This is a genomic window from Microbacterium flavum (genome assembly GCF_018717645.1).
GTDB lineage: Bacteria > Actinomycetota > Actinomycetes > Actinomycetales > Microbacteriaceae > Microbacterium > Microbacterium flavum.
The window spans coordinates 113,388-133,505 of record NZ_JAFLHG010000005.1 but is presented as its reverse complement, the minus strand read 5'-3'; the positions used below and the strand labels follow the sequence as shown (position 1 = coordinate 133,505).

General features: G+C 68.8%; 17 protein-coding genes. 6 read left to right on the top strand and 11 right to left on the bottom strand.

Annotated features, from left to right (window positions below; all coding sequences use genetic code 11):
* Positions 1 to 17: 17 nt before the first annotated feature.
* The 7 genes from J0P97_RS06925 to J0P97_RS06895 all read right to left on the bottom strand — a co-directional run bounded on the left by J0P97_RS06925 (position 18) and on the right by J0P97_RS06895 (position 6,691).
* Positions 18 to 695: an alpha/beta fold hydrolase gene (locus J0P97_RS06925; RefSeq protein ID WP_215487045.1), complete on the bottom strand. Its 678-nt coding sequence runs from the start codon at positions 693 to 695 to the stop codon at positions 18 to 20.
* 1 nt (position 696) lies between these two features.
* On the bottom strand, positions 697 to 1,596 hold the full coding sequence (locus J0P97_RS06920; RefSeq protein ID WP_215487044.1) for a carbohydrate ABC transporter permease: 900 nt from the start codon (positions 1,594 to 1,596) through the stop codon (positions 697 to 699).
* Positions 1,593 to 2,465 (bottom strand): carbohydrate ABC transporter permease, encoded by an 873-nt coding sequence (locus tag J0P97_RS06915; protein ID WP_215487043.1) that lies wholly within the window; start codon positions 2,463 to 2,465, stop codon positions 1,593 to 1,595. The genes J0P97_RS06920 and J0P97_RS06915 overlap by 4 nt, the downstream gene beginning before the upstream one ends.
* Before the next feature lie 86 nt (positions 2,466 to 2,551).
* Positions 2,552 to 3,655, bottom strand: a complete 1,104-nt coding sequence (locus tag J0P97_RS06910; protein WP_372449679.1) for an ABC transporter substrate-binding protein — start codon at positions 3,653 to 3,655, stop codon at positions 2,552 to 2,554.
* Positions 3,656 to 3,983: 328 nt separating this feature from the next.
* Positions 3,984 to 5,168 carry a lactonase family protein gene (locus J0P97_RS06905; protein ID WP_215487041.1) on the bottom strand — a complete coding sequence of 395 codons (1,185 nt, stop codon included), beginning with the start codon at positions 5,166 to 5,168 and terminating at the stop codon, positions 3,984 to 3,986.
* Between the two features lie 22 nt (positions 5,169 to 5,190).
* Positions 5,191 to 6,477 (bottom strand): adenylosuccinate synthase, encoded by a 1,287-nt coding sequence (locus tag J0P97_RS06900; RefSeq protein ID WP_215487040.1) that lies wholly within the window; start codon positions 6,475 to 6,477, stop codon positions 5,191 to 5,193.
* Positions 6,478 to 6,553: 76 nt separating this feature from the next.
* Positions 6,554 to 6,691, bottom strand: coding sequence for a hypothetical protein (locus tag J0P97_RS06895; RefSeq protein WP_215487039.1), 138 nt, complete (start codon positions 6,689 to 6,691; stop codon positions 6,554 to 6,556).
* A gap of 69 nt (positions 6,692 to 6,760) precedes the next feature.
* On the opposite strand from J0P97_RS06895, the gene J0P97_RS06890 reads away from it, so the two are divergent.
* A complete protein-coding gene (locus J0P97_RS06890; RefSeq protein ID WP_215487038.1) occupies positions 6,761 to 7,096 on the top strand; it encodes a hypothetical protein in 336 nt (111 codons plus the stop codon).
* Between the two features lie 276 nt (positions 7,097 to 7,372).
* On the opposite strand, the gene J0P97_RS06885 is transcribed toward J0P97_RS06890, so the two are convergent.
* Both J0P97_RS06885 and J0P97_RS06880 read right to left on the bottom strand, forming a co-directional pair.
* Positions 7,373 to 8,791, bottom strand: a complete 1,419-nt coding sequence (locus J0P97_RS06885) for a mechanosensitive ion channel domain-containing protein (protein ID WP_215487037.1) — start codon at positions 8,789 to 8,791, stop codon at positions 7,373 to 7,375.
* The gene (locus J0P97_RS06880; RefSeq protein ID WP_215487036.1) at positions 8,788 to 10,947 is read right to left on the bottom strand and encodes an adenylate/guanylate cyclase domain-containing protein; all 2,160 of its coding nucleotides are present in this window, start codon (positions 10,945 to 10,947) and stop codon (positions 8,788 to 8,790) included. The genes J0P97_RS06885 and J0P97_RS06880 overlap by 4 nt, the downstream gene beginning before the upstream one ends.
* Before the next feature lie 76 nt (positions 10,948 to 11,023).
* Here J0P97_RS06880 and J0P97_RS06875 point away from each other — a divergent pair, with 76 nt between their 5' ends.
* Entirely contained in the window at positions 11,024 to 11,725 is a 702-nt protein-coding gene (locus J0P97_RS06875) for a Pr6Pr family membrane protein (protein ID WP_308163479.1), read from the top strand.
* Here the strand turns inward: J0P97_RS06875 and J0P97_RS06870 are convergent.
* Entirely contained in the window at positions 11,722 to 12,354 is a 633-nt protein-coding gene (locus J0P97_RS06870; RefSeq protein WP_215487035.1) for a hypothetical protein, read from the bottom strand. The genes J0P97_RS06875 and J0P97_RS06870 overlap by 4 nt on opposite strands.
* Before the next feature lie 137 nt (positions 12,355 to 12,491).
* On the opposite strand from J0P97_RS06870, the gene J0P97_RS06865 reads away from it, so the two are divergent.
* On the top strand, positions 12,492 to 13,130 hold the full coding sequence (locus J0P97_RS06865; protein WP_215487034.1) for a GntR family transcriptional regulator: 639 nt from the start codon (positions 12,492 to 12,494) through the stop codon (positions 13,128 to 13,130).
* Between the two features lie 75 nt (positions 13,131 to 13,205).
* On the opposite strand, the gene J0P97_RS06860 is transcribed toward J0P97_RS06865, so the two are convergent.
* Positions 13,206 to 13,391 (bottom strand): hypothetical protein, encoded by a 186-nt coding sequence (locus J0P97_RS06860; RefSeq protein WP_215487033.1) that lies wholly within the window; start codon positions 13,389 to 13,391, stop codon positions 13,206 to 13,208.
* Positions 13,392 to 13,550: 159 nt separating this feature from the next.
* On the opposite strand from J0P97_RS06860, the gene argG reads away from it, so the two are divergent.
* The 3 genes from argG to J0P97_RS06845 all read left to right on the top strand — a co-directional run bounded on the left by argG (position 13,551) and on the right by J0P97_RS06845 (position 20,090).
* Entirely contained in the window at positions 13,551 to 14,993 is a 1,443-nt protein-coding gene (gene argG, locus J0P97_RS06855) for an argininosuccinate synthase (protein ID WP_215487032.1), read from the top strand.
* A 61-nt stretch (positions 14,994 to 15,054) separates the two neighbouring features.
* Positions 15,055 to 17,907 carry a YhgE/Pip domain-containing protein gene (locus J0P97_RS06850; RefSeq protein ID WP_215487031.1) on the top strand — a complete coding sequence of 951 codons (2,853 nt, stop codon included), beginning with the start codon at positions 15,055 to 15,057 and terminating at the stop codon, positions 17,905 to 17,907.
* Complete coding sequence (locus J0P97_RS06845; protein ID WP_215487030.1) at positions 17,904 to 20,090, top strand: YhgE/Pip domain-containing protein; 2,187 nt, start codon at positions 17,904 to 17,906, stop codon at positions 20,088 to 20,090. Before J0P97_RS06850 ends, J0P97_RS06845 begins: the two co-directional genes overlap by 4 nt.
* Positions 20,091 to 20,118: the final 28 nt, after the last annotated feature.

Genomic DNA, 20,118 nt, shown 5'->3' with positions numbered 1-20,118 from the left:
CGTCCGGCGGCGGTGGTTCAGAGTCCCCGCCGCCAGGTGCGCACGAGCTGGCCGAACGCGGCCGGCTGCTCCATCGGCAGCAGGTGGCCGCCCGGGATGGTCGCCAGCTCCGACCCGGCGATCGCCGCGGCGATCTCGCGGTGGAAGACGGGCGGGCAGATGCCGTCGTCCTGCCCCGAGACGATCAGCGTCGGGACGGTGAGCCCGCGGAGTCCGGGTCGCAGGTCGGCGCGAGTCGACTGCATCGCGAGCTGCGCGCGCAGGACCGCCGGCGGCGTGTCCGCTCCCATCGCGAGCGCGCGCTCGCGGAGGCCGGCATCCTCGAATGCCGGCGGCGACAGCAGGGCCGCGGCGATGCCCGCCTGCAGCTCGAGCGGGGTCGCCCCCTCGTCGAGCCGCGCACGCCACTCCTGCCACCCCTCCTGCTGAGCGGCCGTCGGCGCTTTCGCGTTGGTCGAGATGAGGATCAGTCCGGCGAGGCGCTCGGGTGCCCGCACGGCCAGCGCCATCCCGACGATCGCCCCCAGCGAAAGCCCGCCGAGCACGAACCGCTCCGGCAGCTCGTCGAGCAGGCGCGCGACCTGGGCATCCATCGACGCGGAGGTCAGGATCGGGGTGCGGGCGTCGTCCAGCCCGCACCCCGTCCACAGGTCCGCCGTGCAGTTCATCCCGGCCAGCAGGACCAGCGGCGCCACGTCAGCCCTTGACGGCGCCGTCGCTCAGTCCGGCGACGAGGTACTTCTGCGCGATGAAGGCGATCACGACGACCGGGATGGTCAGCAGCATCGATGCGGCCCCCGCCTGCTGCAGCATCGGGAGCGTCTGCCCGAGCTGCGTGGCGATGAACACCGGCACCGTCTTGGAGGAGGTGTCCGTGAGGACGAGCGCCGTGAGGTACTCCTGGAACGCGAAGAGGAACACGAAGATCCCCGCGGTGAGGATGCCGGGGCCCATGAGCGGGATCATGATCCGCCGCAGCATGCTGATCCGCGTGCATCCGTCGATCATCGCGGCCTCATCGAGCTCGCGCGGGATCTCGGCGAAGAAGTTGCGCAGCAGCCAGATCGTGAACGGCTGGTTGATCGCGACGAGGGCGATCGCCAAAGCGAACGTCGTGTCGTAGATGCCCAGCGCGCGACTCACGTCGTACATGGGCAGCACGACCGCGAAGCGCGGCAGCGCGCGGAAGATGAGGGCGAGCACGAGCAGCAGTGCGGAGACGTAGCTGGGGAAGCGCGACAGCGCGTAGGCGGCGGGGATGCCGATGACGAGGGCGACGATGGTCGAGATGACGGCGACCACGATCGTGTTGATGAGGTAGTCGGAGAAGTACGTCGTCTCCCAGAGGTCGACGAACGCCTTGAGGGTCGGCTCATACCCCCACAGCACGGGCGGGTTGGAGAAGGCGACGTCGGTCGGCTTGGTGACGGTGAGCGCCATCCACACGAAGGGACTCAGCACCACGACGCACAGGAGGCCCAGCAGGATGCCGGTGACGACGGGCGGGCGTCCGCTGCGAGGCGAGCGACGGCGCTTTCCGGAGATGTCCCGCGTCGTGATGGCACGGGTGGACAGTTCGTCCGCGGTGAAGGTCATCGCGCGAGCCTCGCTTCCTTGAAGATCCCCCGGATGAACGGAATGAGCATGACGAGGATGATGAGAATGGTGAGCACGTTGATCGCGCTGCCGAGGCCCAGCTTCTCCGCGCCGTCCGCGAACGCCACCGAATAGACGTAGAGCATGATCGACTCGTTGCCGATCGCGGCGGCCTGCGGTGAGAGCGGGATCAGATTGTCGAACATGCGCAGCACGTCCATGATCGTGATGAGGGTCACGAAGCCGAGGACGCCGCGGATCGTGGGGATGATGACGCTGAGGTGGGTCTGGAACGCATTGGCGCCGTCGATCGTCGCCGCCTCGCGCAGTTCCACCGGAACGCCCTGGAGCCCGGCGAGGATGATCAGCATCGCGAACGGCAGCATGTGCCAGACCGTGTTCGAGATCACGAGGATGGCATTGGGCACCTTGTCGGTGAACCAGAGCACTTCCGAGCCGCCGAAGAAGCCGATCAGATGGTTGACGACGCCGCCGAAGTTGTCGTCGAACAGCCACGAGTAGGCGACGGCGCCGACGAGGTTCGGGAGGACGTAGGACACGAGCATGATGCCGAGGACGAGCGGCCGCGACACCGTGAGGCGGTTCATGCCGGTGGCCACGAGGTAGCCGAGCACCAGCAGGATGATCGTCGTGATGATCGTCACCGTCACGGTGAACAGCACGGCGCTGCCGAAACGCGCGTCGGTGAGCGCCGCGGCGAAGTTGTCCAGCCCGACGAAGCTGCCCGGCGTCCCGTAGTGGACGTCCTCGAAGCTCCACTGGATGGTGCGGATGAGCGGGACGACGAGCAGACCCGCCATCACCACCAGACTGGGGAGGAACAGCACCCAGAATTCACGTGCCTTCACAACAGTTCTCCTCTCGAACGACGGTGGCCTGGGAGCAAGCCCAGGCCACCGTCATCGAATCAGCTCGATGAGACCCGGGGGGTGGATCAGCCGACGGCCTTCTCGGCCGCGGCCTGCATCTGCGCCATCCCGTCCTCGACGGAGACGTCACCGGTGAGGATCTTGACGAGGATCGGACGGATCTCCGTCGCGATCGTCGCCAGGGCGGGGCTCACCACGGGCGGCATGGCGCCGGCGATGGAGTCGTTGGCGGCCTCGCCGTAGGGAGAGTTGTCCGCCGTGACCATGCCCTCGCGCGCCGGGTAGGCAGCGGGGACCGAGGCCTTGGACGCGTCCTCGCTGACGGCGGATGCCATCATCTGGAAGAGCATGTCGTGGTCGAGCTTCGTGTTGAAGGGGATCGACCAGCCGTCGATGGAGAGACGGTCGTAGAGGTAGGCGGCATCGCTGGACACCTTCGGCGGCGCGGCGAACGCGAAGTCGGAGGCGAGCTTGCTGTTGCTGTCGAGCGTCAGGTCGTACATGCGGCCCGAGAACATGATCGACATCGCGGCGGTGCCGTTGTACATCTGCTGCTGCACCTTGGGCTGGTCGAAGGTCGTGACCTGCGGGTCCATGTAGGGCATCAGCGAGAGCATCGTCTCGAGGGCCTTCTTCGACTCGGCGGTGTCGAGCGTGACCTTGCCGTCCGCCGTGGCGAAGTCCGCGCCGAGGGAGTTGAGCATGCCCTCGTAGCTGGTCGCCACGTCGCTCGTCGCGAGCCACGGGAGGGCGATCGGGTACTTGATCGTCCCAGCCGCCTGGATCTTCTTGGCCGCGTCGATCATCTCGTCGAAGGTCTTCGGCGGTGTGATGCCGAGGTCCTTGAAGACGTCGGCCCGGTAGGCCATGACGAACATCTGCGCCTGCATCGGCAGCGCGTAGAGCTTTCCGTCGTAGGACATGCCCGCGCGCATCGACTCGCTGATCTGGTCGAGCCCGTACTTCTCGGAGTACTCCTTGTACAGGTCGTCGAGCGGCGTCAGCTTCTTGTCGGTCGCGAGGCCCGGGATGACGAACCCGTAGGTCTCGACGATGTCGTACGTGCCGGTGTCGCCACCGAGCGTCGCCTGCGTCTTGGTGACCTGGCCGCCGAAGTCGATCGGGTCGTGCTTGACCGTCACGTTGCCCTTGGTGCAGCTGGACACCATCGTGTTGGTGTACGGGTCGATGGCGGAGGAGTTGTAGGCGAGCACGTTGACCGTGGTCGCCGATTCGGGAGCGGTGTAGTCGCAGGTCACCTTGGTGGCGTTCGCATTGCCGGTGCGGCTGCCCGCGCTGCAGCCGGCGAATGCGAGCACGCCGACGACGGTGGCGGCGACGAGAGCAAGAGCTCGTTTCTTGGTGGTAGACATATCCGTAGGGTATACGTATGCATGGCGATAAGGGAAGAGGAAGTTGTCACGGTTTCCTCACGACCGATCCGCCGCCGCGCGAGCCCGGGATCCGCCTCGGGATCCGGCCTGATCGCGGGCCGATTCAGCCGTGATCGGCGAGCAGCCGCGTCGGCGACGGCGCCTCGACCCGGCGGCGCACGCGTCCGACGGCACCCGTCCGTTCGTCGAGGGACAGCGACGCGATCTCGTTCGACAGCTGCCCGGCGACGAGGACCGTGTCGCGTTCGATGACGTGGTGTCGCGGCCAATCGACACCGGACTCGGCCAGTGCGACCGGCGTCACCCCACGGCCGCCGTCGCGCACCCGCAGACTCGCGAGGGTGTTGCTCCCGCGGATGCCGACGACGACGTGCTGCGCGTCGCGGGCGAGGGCGATCTCGGCAGCGAAGTCCTCACCGCTGCGCGCGGCGGGCGCGAGCGGCGCGCCGCCGACGACGCTCCAGCGCTCGGACGCAGGGGCGGAAGGATCGGCAGCCACCACGAACAGCTCGAGTGAGAGCTCCGTGACGACGTACAGGTGGCCGCTCGGATGCCACACGGTGTGGCGCGGTCCGCTGCCGCGCGGCAGCGCGAGGCTCTGCGTCTCGCGCAGTTCGCCGTTCTGGAGCGTCCAGAACCGCACGAGATCCAGTCCCAGGTCGGTCGTGGCGATGACGCCCCCGGGAAGGAAGCGCGCCTGGTGGGCGCGCGAGCTCCGGGCGATGTGCCCGCCCTCCTCCTCGGCGGCGAACGCCGCTTCCGCCTCGGCCTCCGAGCCCAGGATCGGAAGATCGCCGAGACCGGAGAAACCCGTCATCCCCTGGAGCGCGGACAGCTCTGCCAGGCGGCCCTGCATCGCCGCATCGGCGTACGGGTCCTGCGCCGCGGACGCGATCCGCGCGGCGCCGACCCGGCCGGTGGCATCCAGCGGGAAGCTCACGACCCGGCCATCGCCGTAGCACGACGCGACGAGCGAGCCGCCGTCCGGTGCGACGGCGAGATGGCAGGGAGCGTCACCCGCCGTCACGGCGGTGCCGAGCGGCGCGAAGGACTCCGGCCCGGTGCGCGCGAACGCTCCCACCGCGCCGGCGCTCTCCTGCGCGGCGTAGAGGATGTCGAGGGTGGGGTGTGCGACGATCCACGACGGGGACGCCGCGGGCGTCGCCACGCCGGTGAACGCGAGGTCGCCACCGGCGAGGGGGGAATCCGGCGACCCGGCGTGCACCACCCCGATCCCCGAGGCCGCGCCCCCGGCGTCCGCCGTGTACCCGCCGACCCAGAACCTCATTGCTCGCGGTCCTCGAGCCTCATCAGTCGACGAGGTCGTGTCGGACGATCACGGCATCGCGCGCCGCGCCGACGCCGATGACCGAGATGCGCGTGCCGCTCATCGCCTCGAGCGCGAGGACGTAATCCTGCGCCTCGAGGGGAAGGTCCTCGAAGGAGCGGGCGCCCGAGATGTCCTGCTGCCAGCCGGGGAAGTACTCCAGGACCGGCGTCGCATGGTGGAAGTCGCTCTGGTTGACGGGGACCTCGTCGAAGCGCTCGCCGTCGACGTCGTACGCGACGCAGACGGGGATCTGCTCGAGCCCGGTGAGGATGTCGAGCTTGGTCAGCACCAGGTCGGTGATGCCGTTGACGCGGGTCGCGTACCGGGTGATGGGCGCGTCGTACCAGCCGACCCGGCGGGGCCGCCCCGTGGTCGTGCCGAACTCGAAGCCGCGCTTGCGCAGCCACTCGCCCTGCTCGTCGAACAGCTCGGTGGGGAAGGGCCCCGAGCCGACGCGCGTCGTGTAGGCCTTGACGATGCCGACGATCCGGTCCAGGCGGTTCGGCCCGACTCCCGAGCCCGTCGATGCGCCGCCCGCCGTCGCGGAGGACGAGGTCACGAACGGGTAGGTGCCGTGGTCGACATCCAGCATCGTCGCCTGCCCACCTTCGAAGACGACGACGTCGCCCGCGGCGAGCGCGTCGTTCAGCAGCAGCCCGGTGTCGCACACCATCGGCCGCAGGCGCTCGACGTAGGAGAGGAGGTCCTCCACGATCTCGTCGACGGCGATGGCGCGGCGGTTGAAGACCTTCACCAGCAGCTGGTTCTTCTGGTCGAGGGCACCCTCCACCTTCTGGCGCAGGATGTTCTCGTCGAAGAGGTCCTGAATGCGGATGCCGACGCGGTTGATCTTGTCGGCGTAGCTCGGCCCGATGCCGCGCCCGGTCGTGCCGATCATGCGCTTGCCGAGGAAGCGCTCGGTGACCTTGTCGAGCGTGCGGTGGTACTGCGTGATGACGTGCGCGTTGGCGCTGATCTTCAGCCGCGAGGTGTCGAGGCCCCGCGCGCGAAGCGCTTCGAGCTCGCCGAAGAGCACCTCCAGGTCGACGACGACGCCGTTGCCGATGACGGCGTTGACGCCCGGCGAGAGGATGCCGGAGGGCAGGAGGTGCAGGGCGTACTTCTCATCGCCGATCACGACCGTGTGGCCGGCGTTGTTGCCCCCGTTGAACTTCACCACCCAGTCGGTGCGCTCGCCGAGCAGGTCGGTCGCCTTGCCCTTGCCCTCGTCGCCCCACTGGACGCCGACGATCACGATTCCTGGCATGGGTCTCTCCCCCGTTGTCGGACGGTCTGCGCCGCAGAGGGCGAACCGCACCGATTCTATCGGGGCCGCCACGCCGTCACGTGGCCGGGGATGTGGCGCCGTCCGCGAACGAAGTCGGACCCTCCGTGGTGCCGTCGGCGTTGTAGTAGGTGATGGTCGCCCCGGTCGCGGCATCCGGGTAGGCGACGGGGCCGGAGAACCCGGCGAACTGCATCGCATCGCTGAACCCTCCGGCGGACGGGTCGGGCCCGCCGTCGGGTCCGCGGGATCGGTGAGGGTGATCGTGTCGACGTTCGCATTGGATGTGTTCTTCGCGGCGAGGTTCGCCGTGACGGGCAGGCCGGGCTGTGCGACGGCACTGGCGGGATCCATGGACTTGGAGGTCTGGACAGCGAGGTCGAGCGGAACGACGATCGTGACGTCGGCATCGTCCGAGAGGAGGCCGGAGGTCTGCGTGTCGGCATCGGTCGTCGCGACGTTCGTGAGCGTCGTTCCGTTCAGCGCGTACGGCAGCGGGTCGCGCGCGGTCACCTCGATGGTGACGACGCCGGTCGTCCCGCCCGGCAGGCCCGTGCCGCCGCTGGCGGTCGGCATGGTGACGTCGACGCTGACGCTCTGACCGTCCACCGTGACGGCGCCGGTGAGTCCCGCTCCCACCGCCGCGGAGTCCACGATCAGCTGATCGGGCACGACGTCGGACAGGGTCGCTCCGTTGCACCCGGTCGTGATCGAGTTGCACGTGACGGTAAGCGTGTAGCTGACAATCACACCCGCCTCACAGAAAACAGGGCCCCTCCCTCTCGACGGGTGAGGCCCGCGTCGCTCGTCGCCACCGTGGACCGGGAGTCGAAGTTGGTCGCAGCGGAGGCCCCGCCAGACCAGTCTCGGCGGTGCGTCAGCGCTCGAACAGCCGCGCGGAATCGATGCCTGCGGCGGCCAGCGCCTCGGCCGACGCCTTGCGCTTGAGGTCGAGCGAGTCGCCGATCTCCGCCGCCAGGCGCGGGCGGCGGCGCACCAGGCCGTCGAGCGTCGTGAGCGGGACGACCAACAGGGTCACGACGTCGGCGGCCACAGCCGCGGCCTGGGTGCGCTCGCGCGTGAGGGCTGTCTGCCCGACGACCTCCCCAGGCGCGACCGAGCCGACGTCGACCACGGCGTCATCGACGGTCACTCTCAGCACCGCCGCGCCGGAGACGACGAATCCCAGCTCGTCGGGCACGACCCCCGCGGGGATGATCACCTCTCCCCGCCCATAGCGCTCAAGTCGCGATGCGCTCCTCAGCTGTTCGGCGTCCTCGGGTCGCAGGTGCAGCGACGGAGCGAGCGCTGTGATCGCCTCGTCGAGGCGCTGCGGCTCGGCGATGGGATCGGTCGCGTCACCGTCGAGAGCGAAGCCGCGCCGGCGCGCGGCGTACCACAGCCACGACAGGTAAGTCGAGAGCGCGTCGCCCGCGACCGCCGGCGCGGTCACGGGGATCGACACGGAGTAGGCTCCCGCGCCTCGATAGCTCGCCGAGGCCTCGAGCGTGCGAACGCGATCGGGCAGTCCGCGCGCGATATCGACCAGGAGTGCCATGACCTCCTGGGGCGGGTCGTCGGTGGTGAACTTCGCGTCCGCGCTCACCCAGTAAGCGCCCTCGGGTTGGGACTTGTTCGTGAACGATGCTCCGGAGAGGGTCGAGTTCGGCACGATCTGGATGCCCGAGCCCGTGTCGATGTGCACGGCTCGCCAGTTCACCTCGATGACGCGCCCCTCGCAGCTGCCCACGTCGAGCCAGTCACCGATCTTGAAGGGCTGCTCGAACAGCAGCAGCAGCCCCGAGATGACACCGCCCACCGCGTTCTGCAGCGCAAGGCCGATCACGATGGAGGTGACGCCCAGCGCCGCGATCAGGCCGCCGACATCCGCGTTCCACACCCACGAGAACAGAAGGGCGAGGCCCACCACGACCAGCAGCAGGCGCACGATCTCGATGAAGATGGTCGGGATCCGCTGCTGCCACGACCCTTCCTTCGCGGACCCGAACAACGCGACGTTGAACGCCGACAGGATCAGGAGGATGACGAGGAAGCCGAGCACCGTCGCAACGACCCGAGTCCATACGTGCTCGGCGTCGGAACGGAGGGCGAAGGCGAGAAGACCGAACAGTGCGCCGACGGGCACGATCCAGTTGCGCAGGAGGCGCACCGGCCCGGCCGCAGGACTCCCACGGCGCTGCAGGGCGGAGAGGATCTCCGTGAGGACGACGAGCAGGATGGGCACCCCGACGGCGAGAGCCACCGCTCCCCAGATCCAGCCGCCGTCGAGGCTCATGCCTCCACCCGCCACACGGTCTGGGTCCTTCCACGACTCTCCACGGTGCCCGCCTTGGCGAACGCCACCGTGTCCTGCAGTCGGTCGCGCACCGCGTCGCTCACGTAGACACCGGGCTCGGGGGTGACCTTGCGCGCGCGATACGCCAGGCTCACAGCGTCGCCCCACAGGTCGTACGCGAGGTTGGTCCGCGCAACGAGGCCGCTCGTGACCGAGCCGGTGTCGACGCCCGCACGCAGTCCGATCGACGCGTTGTTCTGCGCGTTGAAGCGTTCGATGACATCGCGCATGAGCAGGGCGAAGTCGACCGCGCGGCGGACGTTGTCAACCCTTGGGACCCCGAGGCCAGACGAGGCGAGGTAGCCCCCACGGAGGGTGCGTACCTTCTCGATGCCCGCCTTGACGGCGGCCTCGTCGAAGCCCCGCATGAGCGTGTTGAGCTGGGTGACCTCCTGCCCATCGTCCAGGCTCGCGGCATAGTCATCGAAGCCGACGAGCTCCGCATATACGACGGAGACGTTCTCGTGCTGTTCGGCGATCGTCTGCTCGCCCGCCTTGTACCGATCCGCGACCGACTCGGGCATCAGGGTGAGCATGAGACGGCGATTCTCCGCCTGCTGCTCGTTGATGAGGTCCTGTCTGACGCGCAGTCCCGACGCCATGTCGTTGAAGGCGCGTCCCAGGTCGCCGAACTCATCGCGAGAGTCCGTCGGCACCTGAACGGCGAGGTCGCCCGCCCCGACGCGCCGCACCGCATCGACGAGTCGGCGGATGGGCCGCGTGAAGACCTGCGCGAGCAGGAGCGAGAGCACGCTGACGGCGAGCATGATGCCCAGCATCGACAGGAGGAGGTTACGCGTGAAGTCGGTGACGGGTGCGAATGCTTCCGACGACTCCTTGCGGGCGACGATCACCCAATCCAATCCATCGATGTCCACGGGGGCGTAGGCGACGAGGCTCTCGCTGCCGATGTACTCGTGAGCGATACCGGTGCCCTTCTTCCCGAGCAAGGCCTGATCGACCGCGAAGGTGTTGACGGGCTGTAGGCCGACGGTTCCTCCGACGAAAGCCATGCGCGCTGCGCGGTCGGGTGGAGTGCCGTTCGCGATGACCTGATCGGCGTAGGAGTCGCGGTCCTCCACGATTCCTCGCGCCAGGCTGCGCATGAGGTGGTCGCGTCCGGCGAGGTACACCTCACCGGTCTTGCCCAGACCCTGCTCCGCCCACTGACGGTTCCCTGTCATCACCGCGTTGACCTGATCGAGCGAGATCTGAGCCGCCAGCACCCCGGTCACCCCGGCGTCCGAGCCGATCGGCGAGACCACCCAGAGAGCGTGCTTTCCCAGCGACGGCGCCCAGTTCTCCAGGTCTCTGATCTCGACCGCGTTCACGTCGTTGCTGGCCATGGCCGCACGGTAGGCGTCGGCCAACGACGACTGCGCGTACGCGCCCTCTTCGACACTGATCCCCAGATCGATGCCTTTGTACGCCGAGTAGACGACATCTCCCGTCGTGTTCAGGACGAGAAGATCCTCGTACCCCACTTGTTCGATGAGCCGCTGGAAGTAGTCGTGATATGTGGCGTGTGCGGCCGACCACGCGCTGCCGTCACCCGCATCGGTGAAGGCGAGCGCCGCATCGAAGTCGTCGAAGCGAGCCGTGTACTGCGACTGCAGATACCTGCCCGCGTTCGATGTCGGGATGAGGGCGGAGTCGGACTGCTCCTTCTGACTGCGCTGCTCGTACTGCGGGATGAACACGTCCCGGTAGTACGACTCGAGCGTGGCGTCGTTCTCGGCACTGACCGGCTGCTGCTGCAGTTCATCCCAGCCCGCGTTGAAGGCGGCGGATGCCTGCTGAGCGCTGAGATTCCGAGAGTCCAGAACCACCCCCTGCTCCGCGCGCGTGATGAATGTCCGGATCGCATCGGTGCGCAGCTCGCGGATCGTGGTGAGCTGATCGGTCGCCGCTTCGCGCAGCGATTCGCGTCCATTGACGTAGCCGATGATCCCCACGATCACCGAGGAGACCAAACTCACGGCGAGCAGCATGATGAGTAGCTTGGACTGGATGCTCAGACCGCCGCGGGGTCGGCGCAGCTTCCGTCCCGGCGCGGTGCTCACGGCCGGATCGGCGCCCTCGTGCGGAGTCGTCATCTCAGCATCCTCTCGCAACTCACGTGCGAATATATCGGCATATCGGTTCGCATGCGACGCCCGGTAGGGTCTTCGCGTGAACACCTCGCCGCTCGCGATCCTCTGGACACTGGCTCGCGCGACTATTGCAGCCCTCATCACGGCGGCGATCATCGCCCAACTCGCGGTGACGACATCCGGTGCCGTCGATGGCGGCCGAGACCTGCCGACGACCGTCGTGAACTACTTCAGCTTCTTCACGATCCTCTCGAACGTCTCGGCCGTCGTCGCTCTGACGTGGTGCGCCATCGAGTCCGCGCGCAACCGGTCGCCCATCGAATCTCGGCCGGTCGGAACGCTGCTCGTCTGCGCGACGACGTACATGCTCGTCACGGGCATCGTCTACAACCTGCTGCTGCGTAACGTCCCCCTGCCGCAGGGCACGACGGTGCCCTGGTCGAACGAGGTGCTGCACTTGATCGGCCCACTGTTCCTGCTCGCTGATCTGATTCTGGCCGTGCGCCGCCGTCGGCCGGCGTGGTCGACGGTCGGCATCGTTGCGATCTTCCCCCTCGTGTGGATCGGCTACACCCTCCTCCGCGGCGAACGCACCACCAACCCTGTGACCGGAGAGGGGTGGTGGTACCCGTACCCGTTCCTGAACCCTCACCTGGTGCCGGGCGGCTGGGGCGGTGTCGTCGGGTACTGCCTCGGCATCGCCGTGACACTCTGTGCCATTGCGACGATGGTCGTCGCGTGGAACCGGCGACGCGGCAGCCGATCGTCGACCGATCGCTAGCTCAGCGAGCGCACGTGTCTCAGCAGAGATCCGACGTACTCGGCGTCGCCCTGCAGCAGGGCATCGCGCAGCGCGCGATACGTCTCGAGGGCATCCTTCGACACATCGGGCAGGTCGCTGCACAGTTCGCCGCGCGAGAACGCGAGCCGAATGACCCGCTGGCGTGAGCACGCGACGAGGTGGCGGGTGAGAGCGGCGTTCGCAATCCGGGCCGAGTCCGGTCGCTCCTCCTCGATGCCGACGACGATCTGCTGCGCGAACGCGGACGCCCCGCGCAGTTCTGCGTCCGACATCAGGTTGGTCGAAACGGTGGCCGCCATGCAGACCTCGTGCCCCACGTACTCGACCAGAGCGGCGAGCTCGGCGCGCCCGTTCGCGATTCGGTACTCATCCGTGCCCACCGCCTCGAGGACGCCGGCGTCCGTGAGCACTCCGAGCGAAGACGTCGCTTTCGGGACATCCACCGCCAGCCATCGCGCGACCGTGCCGGCGGACAGCACGTCGCGCTCGGCGAAGACTGCCCGGATGCCCGCATCGACGATTCGAGCCACGATGGCGTCGCGATGCCGGCCCGACGCCTGATCACCCTCGAGCAGCCTGAGGGGGTCAGGAGCCCAACGAACACTCACGCGGTCAATATATCGATACTTTGCAGCGGATGCTCTGTCGCCGCCTCGCCGAGCGCCCGCTACCGCCTGCGCTCCTCATCCGCCACCCCCGGCACATTTCCTTTGAGCAGTCCGGTAGATTCAGGTCGGAGGATTCTGTGCCCCTACTTGATGGCCCCCCCGTCTCGGCAACGACTCGCACGCTGGCAGACGACGTGTTCGAGCGGCTCAGTGTTGCGATCATCACGGAGGAGCTCGCCCCGGGCGAGGTGCTGCGGGATGGGGAGCTGGCGCGAGGTCTCGGGGTATCGCGGACACCCGTGCGCGAGGCGCTTCGGCGGCTCACCCAGCTCGGCATGGTCGAGGTCGTCGCGAGCCGGTACACCCGGGTGACCGAAGTCGACGACCAGCGGATCATCGACACGCTCGAGTACTCCGGCTACCAGGCGGGCATCGCGCTCCGGATGTCGATCGCCAGGATGGACGACCTGCAGCTCGCCGGGGCGGTCGAGCGCATCGACGCCGTCATCGCCGCGAACGCGGCTGGAGACGAGGGCGCGATCTTCGACACCGCCCGAGAGTTCGTCCGGTACACCACCTCGCTCTCGGGCAACGTGGTCTTCAACGGTGTGATGCGGGAGACGGGCGTCATGGTGTTGCGGAACCTTCGCAGTCGCCGACCCACACGGAGAACGCAAGAGCAGCGAGACGACGGGTACCGCGAGATGCGAGCCGCGCTCCTCGCGCGCGACGCGGATCGCGCCGAGGCCGCCTTTCGCCGCCAGCACGAGCTCTGAGCAGCGACGCACGCTCTGAGCGATGTCACCGGGTGCGCCGCACGTGCAGCGCACCGTGCCGGTGTGGACGGTCGCTTAGATCGTGCGGGGAGCCGGTACGGCGTCCTGCCCCCGCGCGTCCAGACAGAAGCCCAGCTGGCCCGAGCAGGCCACCGTGATCGTGTAGGTGAATTCCTCACCCGGGTCCAACGAGAGGGTGCGTTCGGCAGGTTCGGCGATGTACTTCTGGATGTCGACGCGCGACTCGCCATCGTCGCCCAAGATCCCGTTCGCCCTGGACCGGACGCGACGGGGCGCGTGCGGTGCACAATGGCTCGTCGGCCTCCATGTATCAGTATTTCGGCGTCTCGATATATCTGTGAGAAGCCCCTGCCCGCCCGCAACGGGCGCCCCGGCCCGGGCTCGATACACTTGGTGACCATGTCCAAGGTCCTGCAGTCCCTCCCGATCGGTCAGCGCGTCGGCATCGCCTTCTCCGGGGGTCTCGACACCTCCGTGGCGGTCGCCTGGATGCGCGACAAGGGCGCCGTCCCCTGCACGTACACGGGCGACCTCGGTCAGCCCGACGAGACCGACATCGCCGCGATCCCGGACCGCGCGCTCGAGTACGGGGCTGAGATCGCCCGGATCGTCGACTGCAAGACCGCGCTCGTCGAAGAGGGCTTCGTCGCCCTCCAGTGCGGCGCCTTCCACATCCGCTCGGGCGGCAAGACCTACTTCAACACGACCCCCCTCGGTCGCGCCGTCACGGGGACGCTGCTCGTTCGCGCGATGAAGGAGGACGGCGTCGACATCTGGGGCGACGGGTCGACCTACAAGGGCAACGACATCGAGCGCTTCTACCGCTACGGGCTGCTCGCGAACCCCGCGCTGCGCATCTACAAGCCATGGCTGGATGCCGACTTCGTCACCGAACTCGGCGGCCGCCAGGAGATGAGCGAGTGGCTCGTCGAGCACGGCTTCCCCTACCGCGACTCCGCCGAGAAGGCGTACTCGACCGACGCGAACATCTGGGGCGCGACGCACGAGGCGAAGACCCTCGAGCACCTCGACGTCTCGCTCGAGACCGTCGACCCCATCATGGGCGTGAAGTACTGGGACCCGACCGTCGAGATCGCGACCGAGGACGTCACCGTCGAGTTCGAGGGTGGGCGCCCCGTCGCCCTGAACGGCGTCCGGTTCGACGACCCGGTCGAGCTCGTCTTCGAGGCGAACCGCATCGGCGGCCGCCACGGCCTTGGCATGAGCGACCAGATCGAGAACCGCATCATCGAGGCGAAGTCGCGCGGCATCTACGAGGCGCCCGGCATGGCGCTGCTGTTCATCACCTACGAACGCCTCGTCAACGGCATCCTGAACGAGGACACCCTCGCGACCTACCACGAGCAGGGCCGTCGGCTCGGTCGCCTCATGTACGAGGGCCGCTGGCTCGAGCCGCAGTCGCTCATGCTGCGCGAGTCGATCCAGAAGTGGGTCGGCTCGACCATCACGGGAACCGTGACCGTGCGCCTGCGCCGCGGTGACGACTGGACGATCCTCGACACGACCGCTCCGAACCTCTCCTACGCCCCCGAGAAGCTCTCGATGGAGCGCGTCGGGGACGCCGCCTTCGGCCCCATCGACCGCATCGGCCAGCTCACGATGCGCAACCTCGACATCGCCGATTCGCGTGCGCGGCTCGAGCAGTACGCCGGGATGGGTCTCATCGGCGGCGCGACGGGCGAACTCGTCGGACGGGTCACGGCGGGCGAGTCCGGCGAGATCACCGGGCGCGCGACCCCGCGGGATGCTGACGGCGAGGCCCTCGCGGAGGCATTCGACGAGGCCGGCGAGTCGGCCTCGTTCGACTTCGGCGCCGACTGACCACCCATCGGAGCGGTCATAAAGTGCACACCGGTGTGCACTTTGGGTGTACCATGATGCTGTGCGAAAGAGCCTGCGCGTCTTCCGGCGTGATGTCACGCGGATCTTCCGCGCGCCCCGAACGTGGGTCATCGTCCTCGGCGTCCTCCTCACCCCCGCCCTCTACGCGTGGTTCAACATCACCGCGTTCTGGGACCCGTACAGCGAGACCGCGAACATCCGCGTCGCGGTGGTCGACCTCGACGAGGGGGCGCGGTCCGACCTGACCGGCCCGGTCGACATCGGCGCCCAGGTCGTCGACCAGCTGAAGGCGGACCACCAGCTCGGCTGGCAGTTCATGGACGAGGACGCCGCTCAGCAGGCGGTGCGCAGCGGCGATGTCTACGCCACCATCGTCATCCCGGCGGATTTCAGCGCCGACCTCCTCAGCATCACCACGGGCACCTTCACCCAGCCGGCCCTGCAGTACTACGTCAACGAGAAGTCGAGCGCGATCGCGCCGAAGATCACCGACGTGGGCGCCGCAGGGATCGACGGCAAGATCAGCAGCGCCTTCATCGAACAGGTCGCCGATGCCGCGACCACGGCGCTGAAGGATGCCGGCGACTCGGCCGTGCTGAAGCTCCTGAACGCGAAGAACGACAGCCTCAACGCGTTCGATTCGGCCGGCGCGACCGTCGGCGCCGCACGGGCGGGGATCGTCCAGATGCGCTCGGATCTCGAGAACTCGCGCGCATCGCTCAGCAACGCGAAGGCGACGCTCGGCGACGTGGACACGACGCTCGGCGATGTCCAGACCGCGATCGGGCAGGCGCAGACGATCCTCGCGCAGGCCCAGAAGGACGTCCTGAACTTCACCGACGCCGCGACCTCCGCCTACGTGCAGGGGACGACCCTCCTCGCCGACGCCTCCGCCCAGGCGAACGTGTCGATCTCCCACGTGACCCAGGCGCTCGGGCAGGCGGGCACGCGGATCGACACCGCCCTCACGGACGTGACCGCCGTCGTCGACGCGAACGCCGCCGCGATCGCCCAGCTCCAGCAGCTCATCGACGGCGGTCAGCTCGACCCCGCCGTCGCCGCCCAGCTCCAGGAGGTGGTGAGCGCGCTGCAGGCGCAGAACACGGCGGACCAGCAGCTCCTCGCCGACCTCACCTCGCTGAGCGCGAACTCGGGGTCCACCGTGCAGGCCGTGCAGGATGCCGCGGACGCCCTCAACACCGCCGTCCAGGGCGCGCAGACCTCCGCATCCGGACTGCGGGACGCTCTCAGCCAGTCCATCCCGGCGCTCACGAGCGCCATGTCCGCGCTGTCCTCCAGCGCCGGCGGGTTCTCGGCCGCGCTCACCGCGCAACGCGCCCAGCTCACGCAGGCCGCCGCGCTCCTGGACGGGCTGGACGGACAGTTCGTCGCGACCTCGAGCGCCCTCGACAGCCTGGACGGCAACCTCGCCGGCATCCAGACCGGGCTCGACGGCGCGCGCACCGACGTTCTGGCCCTCGGGTCGGCCTCGTCCTGGCGCACCCTGAGCACGGTCACCGGTCTCGAACCGCAGCAGATCGCTCAGTTCGTGGCGACCCCGGTCGACATCGCCACGCACACCCTCTTCCCGGTGGCGACCTACGGCTCGGCGATGGCGGCGCTGTTCACGAACCTCTCGCTGTGGATCGGGGCGTTCGTCCTGATGGTGATCTTCAAGGTCGAGGTCGACACCGAGGGGGTGGCGCCGATCACGGTGCGACAGGCCTACGTCGGGCGCTTCCTCCTGTTCGGCACCCTCGCCGTCCTCCAGGCCGTCGTCGTGAGCGTCGGCAACCTCGTCATCGGGGTGCAGACCGTGAACGCGTTCGCGTTCGTCGGGACGAGTGTGCTCATCTCTCTGGCCTACGTCAGCATCATCTACGCGCTGTGCGTCTCGTTCGGGCATGTGGGGCGCGGCCTGTGCATCCTCCTCGTGATCATGCAGATCCCCGGGGCATCCGGTCTCTACCCGATCGAGCTGATGCCGAGCTTCTTCCGCAACATCTACCCCTTCCTCCCGTTCACGTACGGGATCGACGCGATGCGCGAGACGATCGCCGGGTTCTACGGCGCGCACTGGTGGCGGTTCATGGGCGTGCTCGCCCTGTTCGTGCTGCTCTCCTGGGGCCTCGGGCTCGTCCTGCGCCGTCGGCTCGCGAACCTGAACCGGCTGTTCAACCGCGAGATCGCCGCGACCGACCTCCTCATCGGCGAGGACGTGCAGGTGACCGGGCGCGGCTACCGCCTGACCGACGTGATCCACGCCCTCTCCGACCGCGGCCGCTTCCAGAGCGAGCTCGACCGCCGCGCGCGGCCGTTCGCACACCGCTACCCCGACATCCTCCGCGTCACCCTGCTCGTCGGGCTCGGCGGCATGGTGGTCCTCGGCGTCATCGCGTGGCTCGTGCGCGAGCAGAGCGCGACCCTCCTCTTCCTCTGGATGCTCTGGATCCTGCTCGTCATCGCGTTCCTCGTCGTCCTCGAGTACGTGAAGCACAGCTTCGCGGTCGCCGGGGAGCTCTCCGCCATGGGCGAGGACGATCTGCGCCGGGCGATGGCGGGAGCCGACTCCGCGTGGGGCGCCCGGTGGGCACCCGCGCCCGAGACGCCCGCGACGGAGCCCGTGGCGGTGACGGCGGCGGCGCCGACGGTCGTCCTGGTCGAGCAGGTGCCCGTCGACGATCCGTTCACGACGCTGTTCGGGGATGCCGCGACCCTCCCCCACGCGATGACCGCGGAGGACGCGGCGTCGGAGCCCGACTCCGCCGCCGCCGAGGCCGCCGAGACCGCCGACCCGCAGGTGCCGACGGAGCCGGGCGGCACCGAGACGGCAGCGCCGGAGGATCAGACCCCCGGCTCCCCCGAGCAGCGCGAGGGGGGTGAGGGCGCATGAGCGGCATCCTGCACCTCATCCGGCGCGATCTGCGGCACGCGGTCAGAGGCGTCATGGCGATCATCGTGATGTTCGGCCTCGTCGTCATCCCCTCGCTGTTCACGTGGTTCAACGTGCTGGCCAGCTGGGACCCGTTCGCAAGCACGAAGAACCTCACCGTCGCCGTCGCGAGCGCCGACGAGGGGTACCAGAGCGAGCTCGTCCCGATCCGCATCAACGTCGGCGAGCAGGTGCTCTCGCAGCTGCGCGCGAACGACCAGCTCGACTGGGTCGTCACCTCCGAGGATGACGCGATCGACGGCGCGAAGGCGGGCCGCTACTACGCGGCGATCGTGCTCCCGCCCTCCTTCAGCGCCGACATGCTGACCTTCTACGCCGACGGCGCGAAGCGCACCGAGCTCGCGTACTACACGAACGAGAAGAAGAACGCGCTCGCGCCGAAGATCACCGGGCAGGGTGCGGAGGGCGTCTCGGCGCAGATCAGCGAGGTGTTCACCCAGACGCTCAGCGACGTCGCGCTGAGCCTCCTCTCCTCGCTTTCGGACTACCTCACCGGCCCCGACACGCAGGCCGCCCTCACGCGCCTGGAGGCACGGGTCGGATCGGCCGCCGCGCAGCTGCGCGCCGGAGCGCAGACAGCCGACATGTTCGCCGCGCTCGTGGCCGGCACCATCCCCCTCGCGGACAGCGCGGCCGCACTCGTCTCCGGCGCCGGGGCATCCTTCGACGATGCCGGGGATGCCGCGGGCAGCGGAGCGGCGGCGGCCGGCCAGCTCGCCGATGCGCTCCAGTCCTCGACCCGCGCCATCTCCGACGCGCTCGGTGACACCCTGCGCGGCTACGACGCCGTCGGCGCGAGCGTGGACGCGCTCTACGACCAGGCGGGGAACGTCTCGTCGAGCCAGGCCGCCGTCCTCACCGACCTGGCCGGCCGCGTGCAGACCCAGATCGACGCCGCCACCGCGTTGCGGACGACGCTCGTCGACGAGGTGCGCCCCGGGCTGCCGCCGGCCGCGCAGCAGCTGCTCGATGACGTCGTGGCTCAGCTCGACCGGGCGATCGACCGCCAGGAGTCCGTGCGCGACCAGCTTACGCAGGCCGCGACGGACATCACGGCCGGCAACGATGCGGCCCAGGCCTCCCACCAGAAGGTGTCGGACCTGATCGCGCAGGCGAAGCAGGCGATCCAGGCGGCGCAGGACTCCTACACCGGAACCCTCAAGCCCCAGCTCGACCAGCTCGCCGCGACGCTCGCGGTGATCGACGGCGACGTCGCCGCGGTGCGCGGCGACCTGTCCGAGGCATCCGCGGGCCTCTCCGGAGCCTCCGACTCGGCGGTCGGGGCCCTGCGATCCGCGCAGGCGATGAGTCAGAGCCTGAGCGCCGCGCTCGGGGAGTCGGCGAGCAAGCTCGACGGCGTGCAGCAGGCGCTCGTCCGCGCCGCCCAGACCGGGGATCTCGAGGGGATCAGCGAGATCATCGGCTCCGACCCGAGCGTGCTCGCGACCTCGCTCGCCGAGCCCGTGCGGGTCGACCGGATCGCGGTGTTCCCCGTCGTGAGCTTCGGCGCGGGAATGGCGCCGCTGTACATCGTGCTCGCCCTGTGGGTGGGGGCGCTTCTCATGACGGTCGCGATCCGCGTGGATGTCGGCCGCGACACCCTCCCGGGCGAACCCGAGCTGTCCCCCACGCAGAAGTACCTCGGCCGCTACGGCGTGTTCGCGCTGACCGGGCTCGCGCAGAGCACGCTCGTGACGATCGGCCTCATCCTGTTCGTCCGGATCGAGCCCGCGCACCCGCTGCTGCTGATCGTCGCGGGATGGGTGATCTCGCTCGTGTTCACCCTCCTCATCTACACATTCGTCGTCGCCTTCGGGAACGCGGGCAAGGCGCTCGCCGTGCTGCTGCTGGTCATCCAGATCTCCGGCTCCGGCGGCGCCTACCCGCTGCAGCTCCTGCCGCCCTGGTTCCAGAGCATCAGCCCGTTCCTCCCCGCGACGCACGCCATCGACGCGCTGCGGTCCGCGATCGCCGGGACCTACGGGGGCGACTTCTGGGCGTCGCTGGGTCTTCTCGCCGCCTTCGTCGCGCCGATCCTCCTCCTCGGTCTCGTGCTGCGCCGACCGCTCATCTCCTTCAACCGCGGTCTGGTCGAGGCCATGGAGTCGACCAAGCTCATGTGACCCGCCTCACGCCGCACCCATTCCCGAG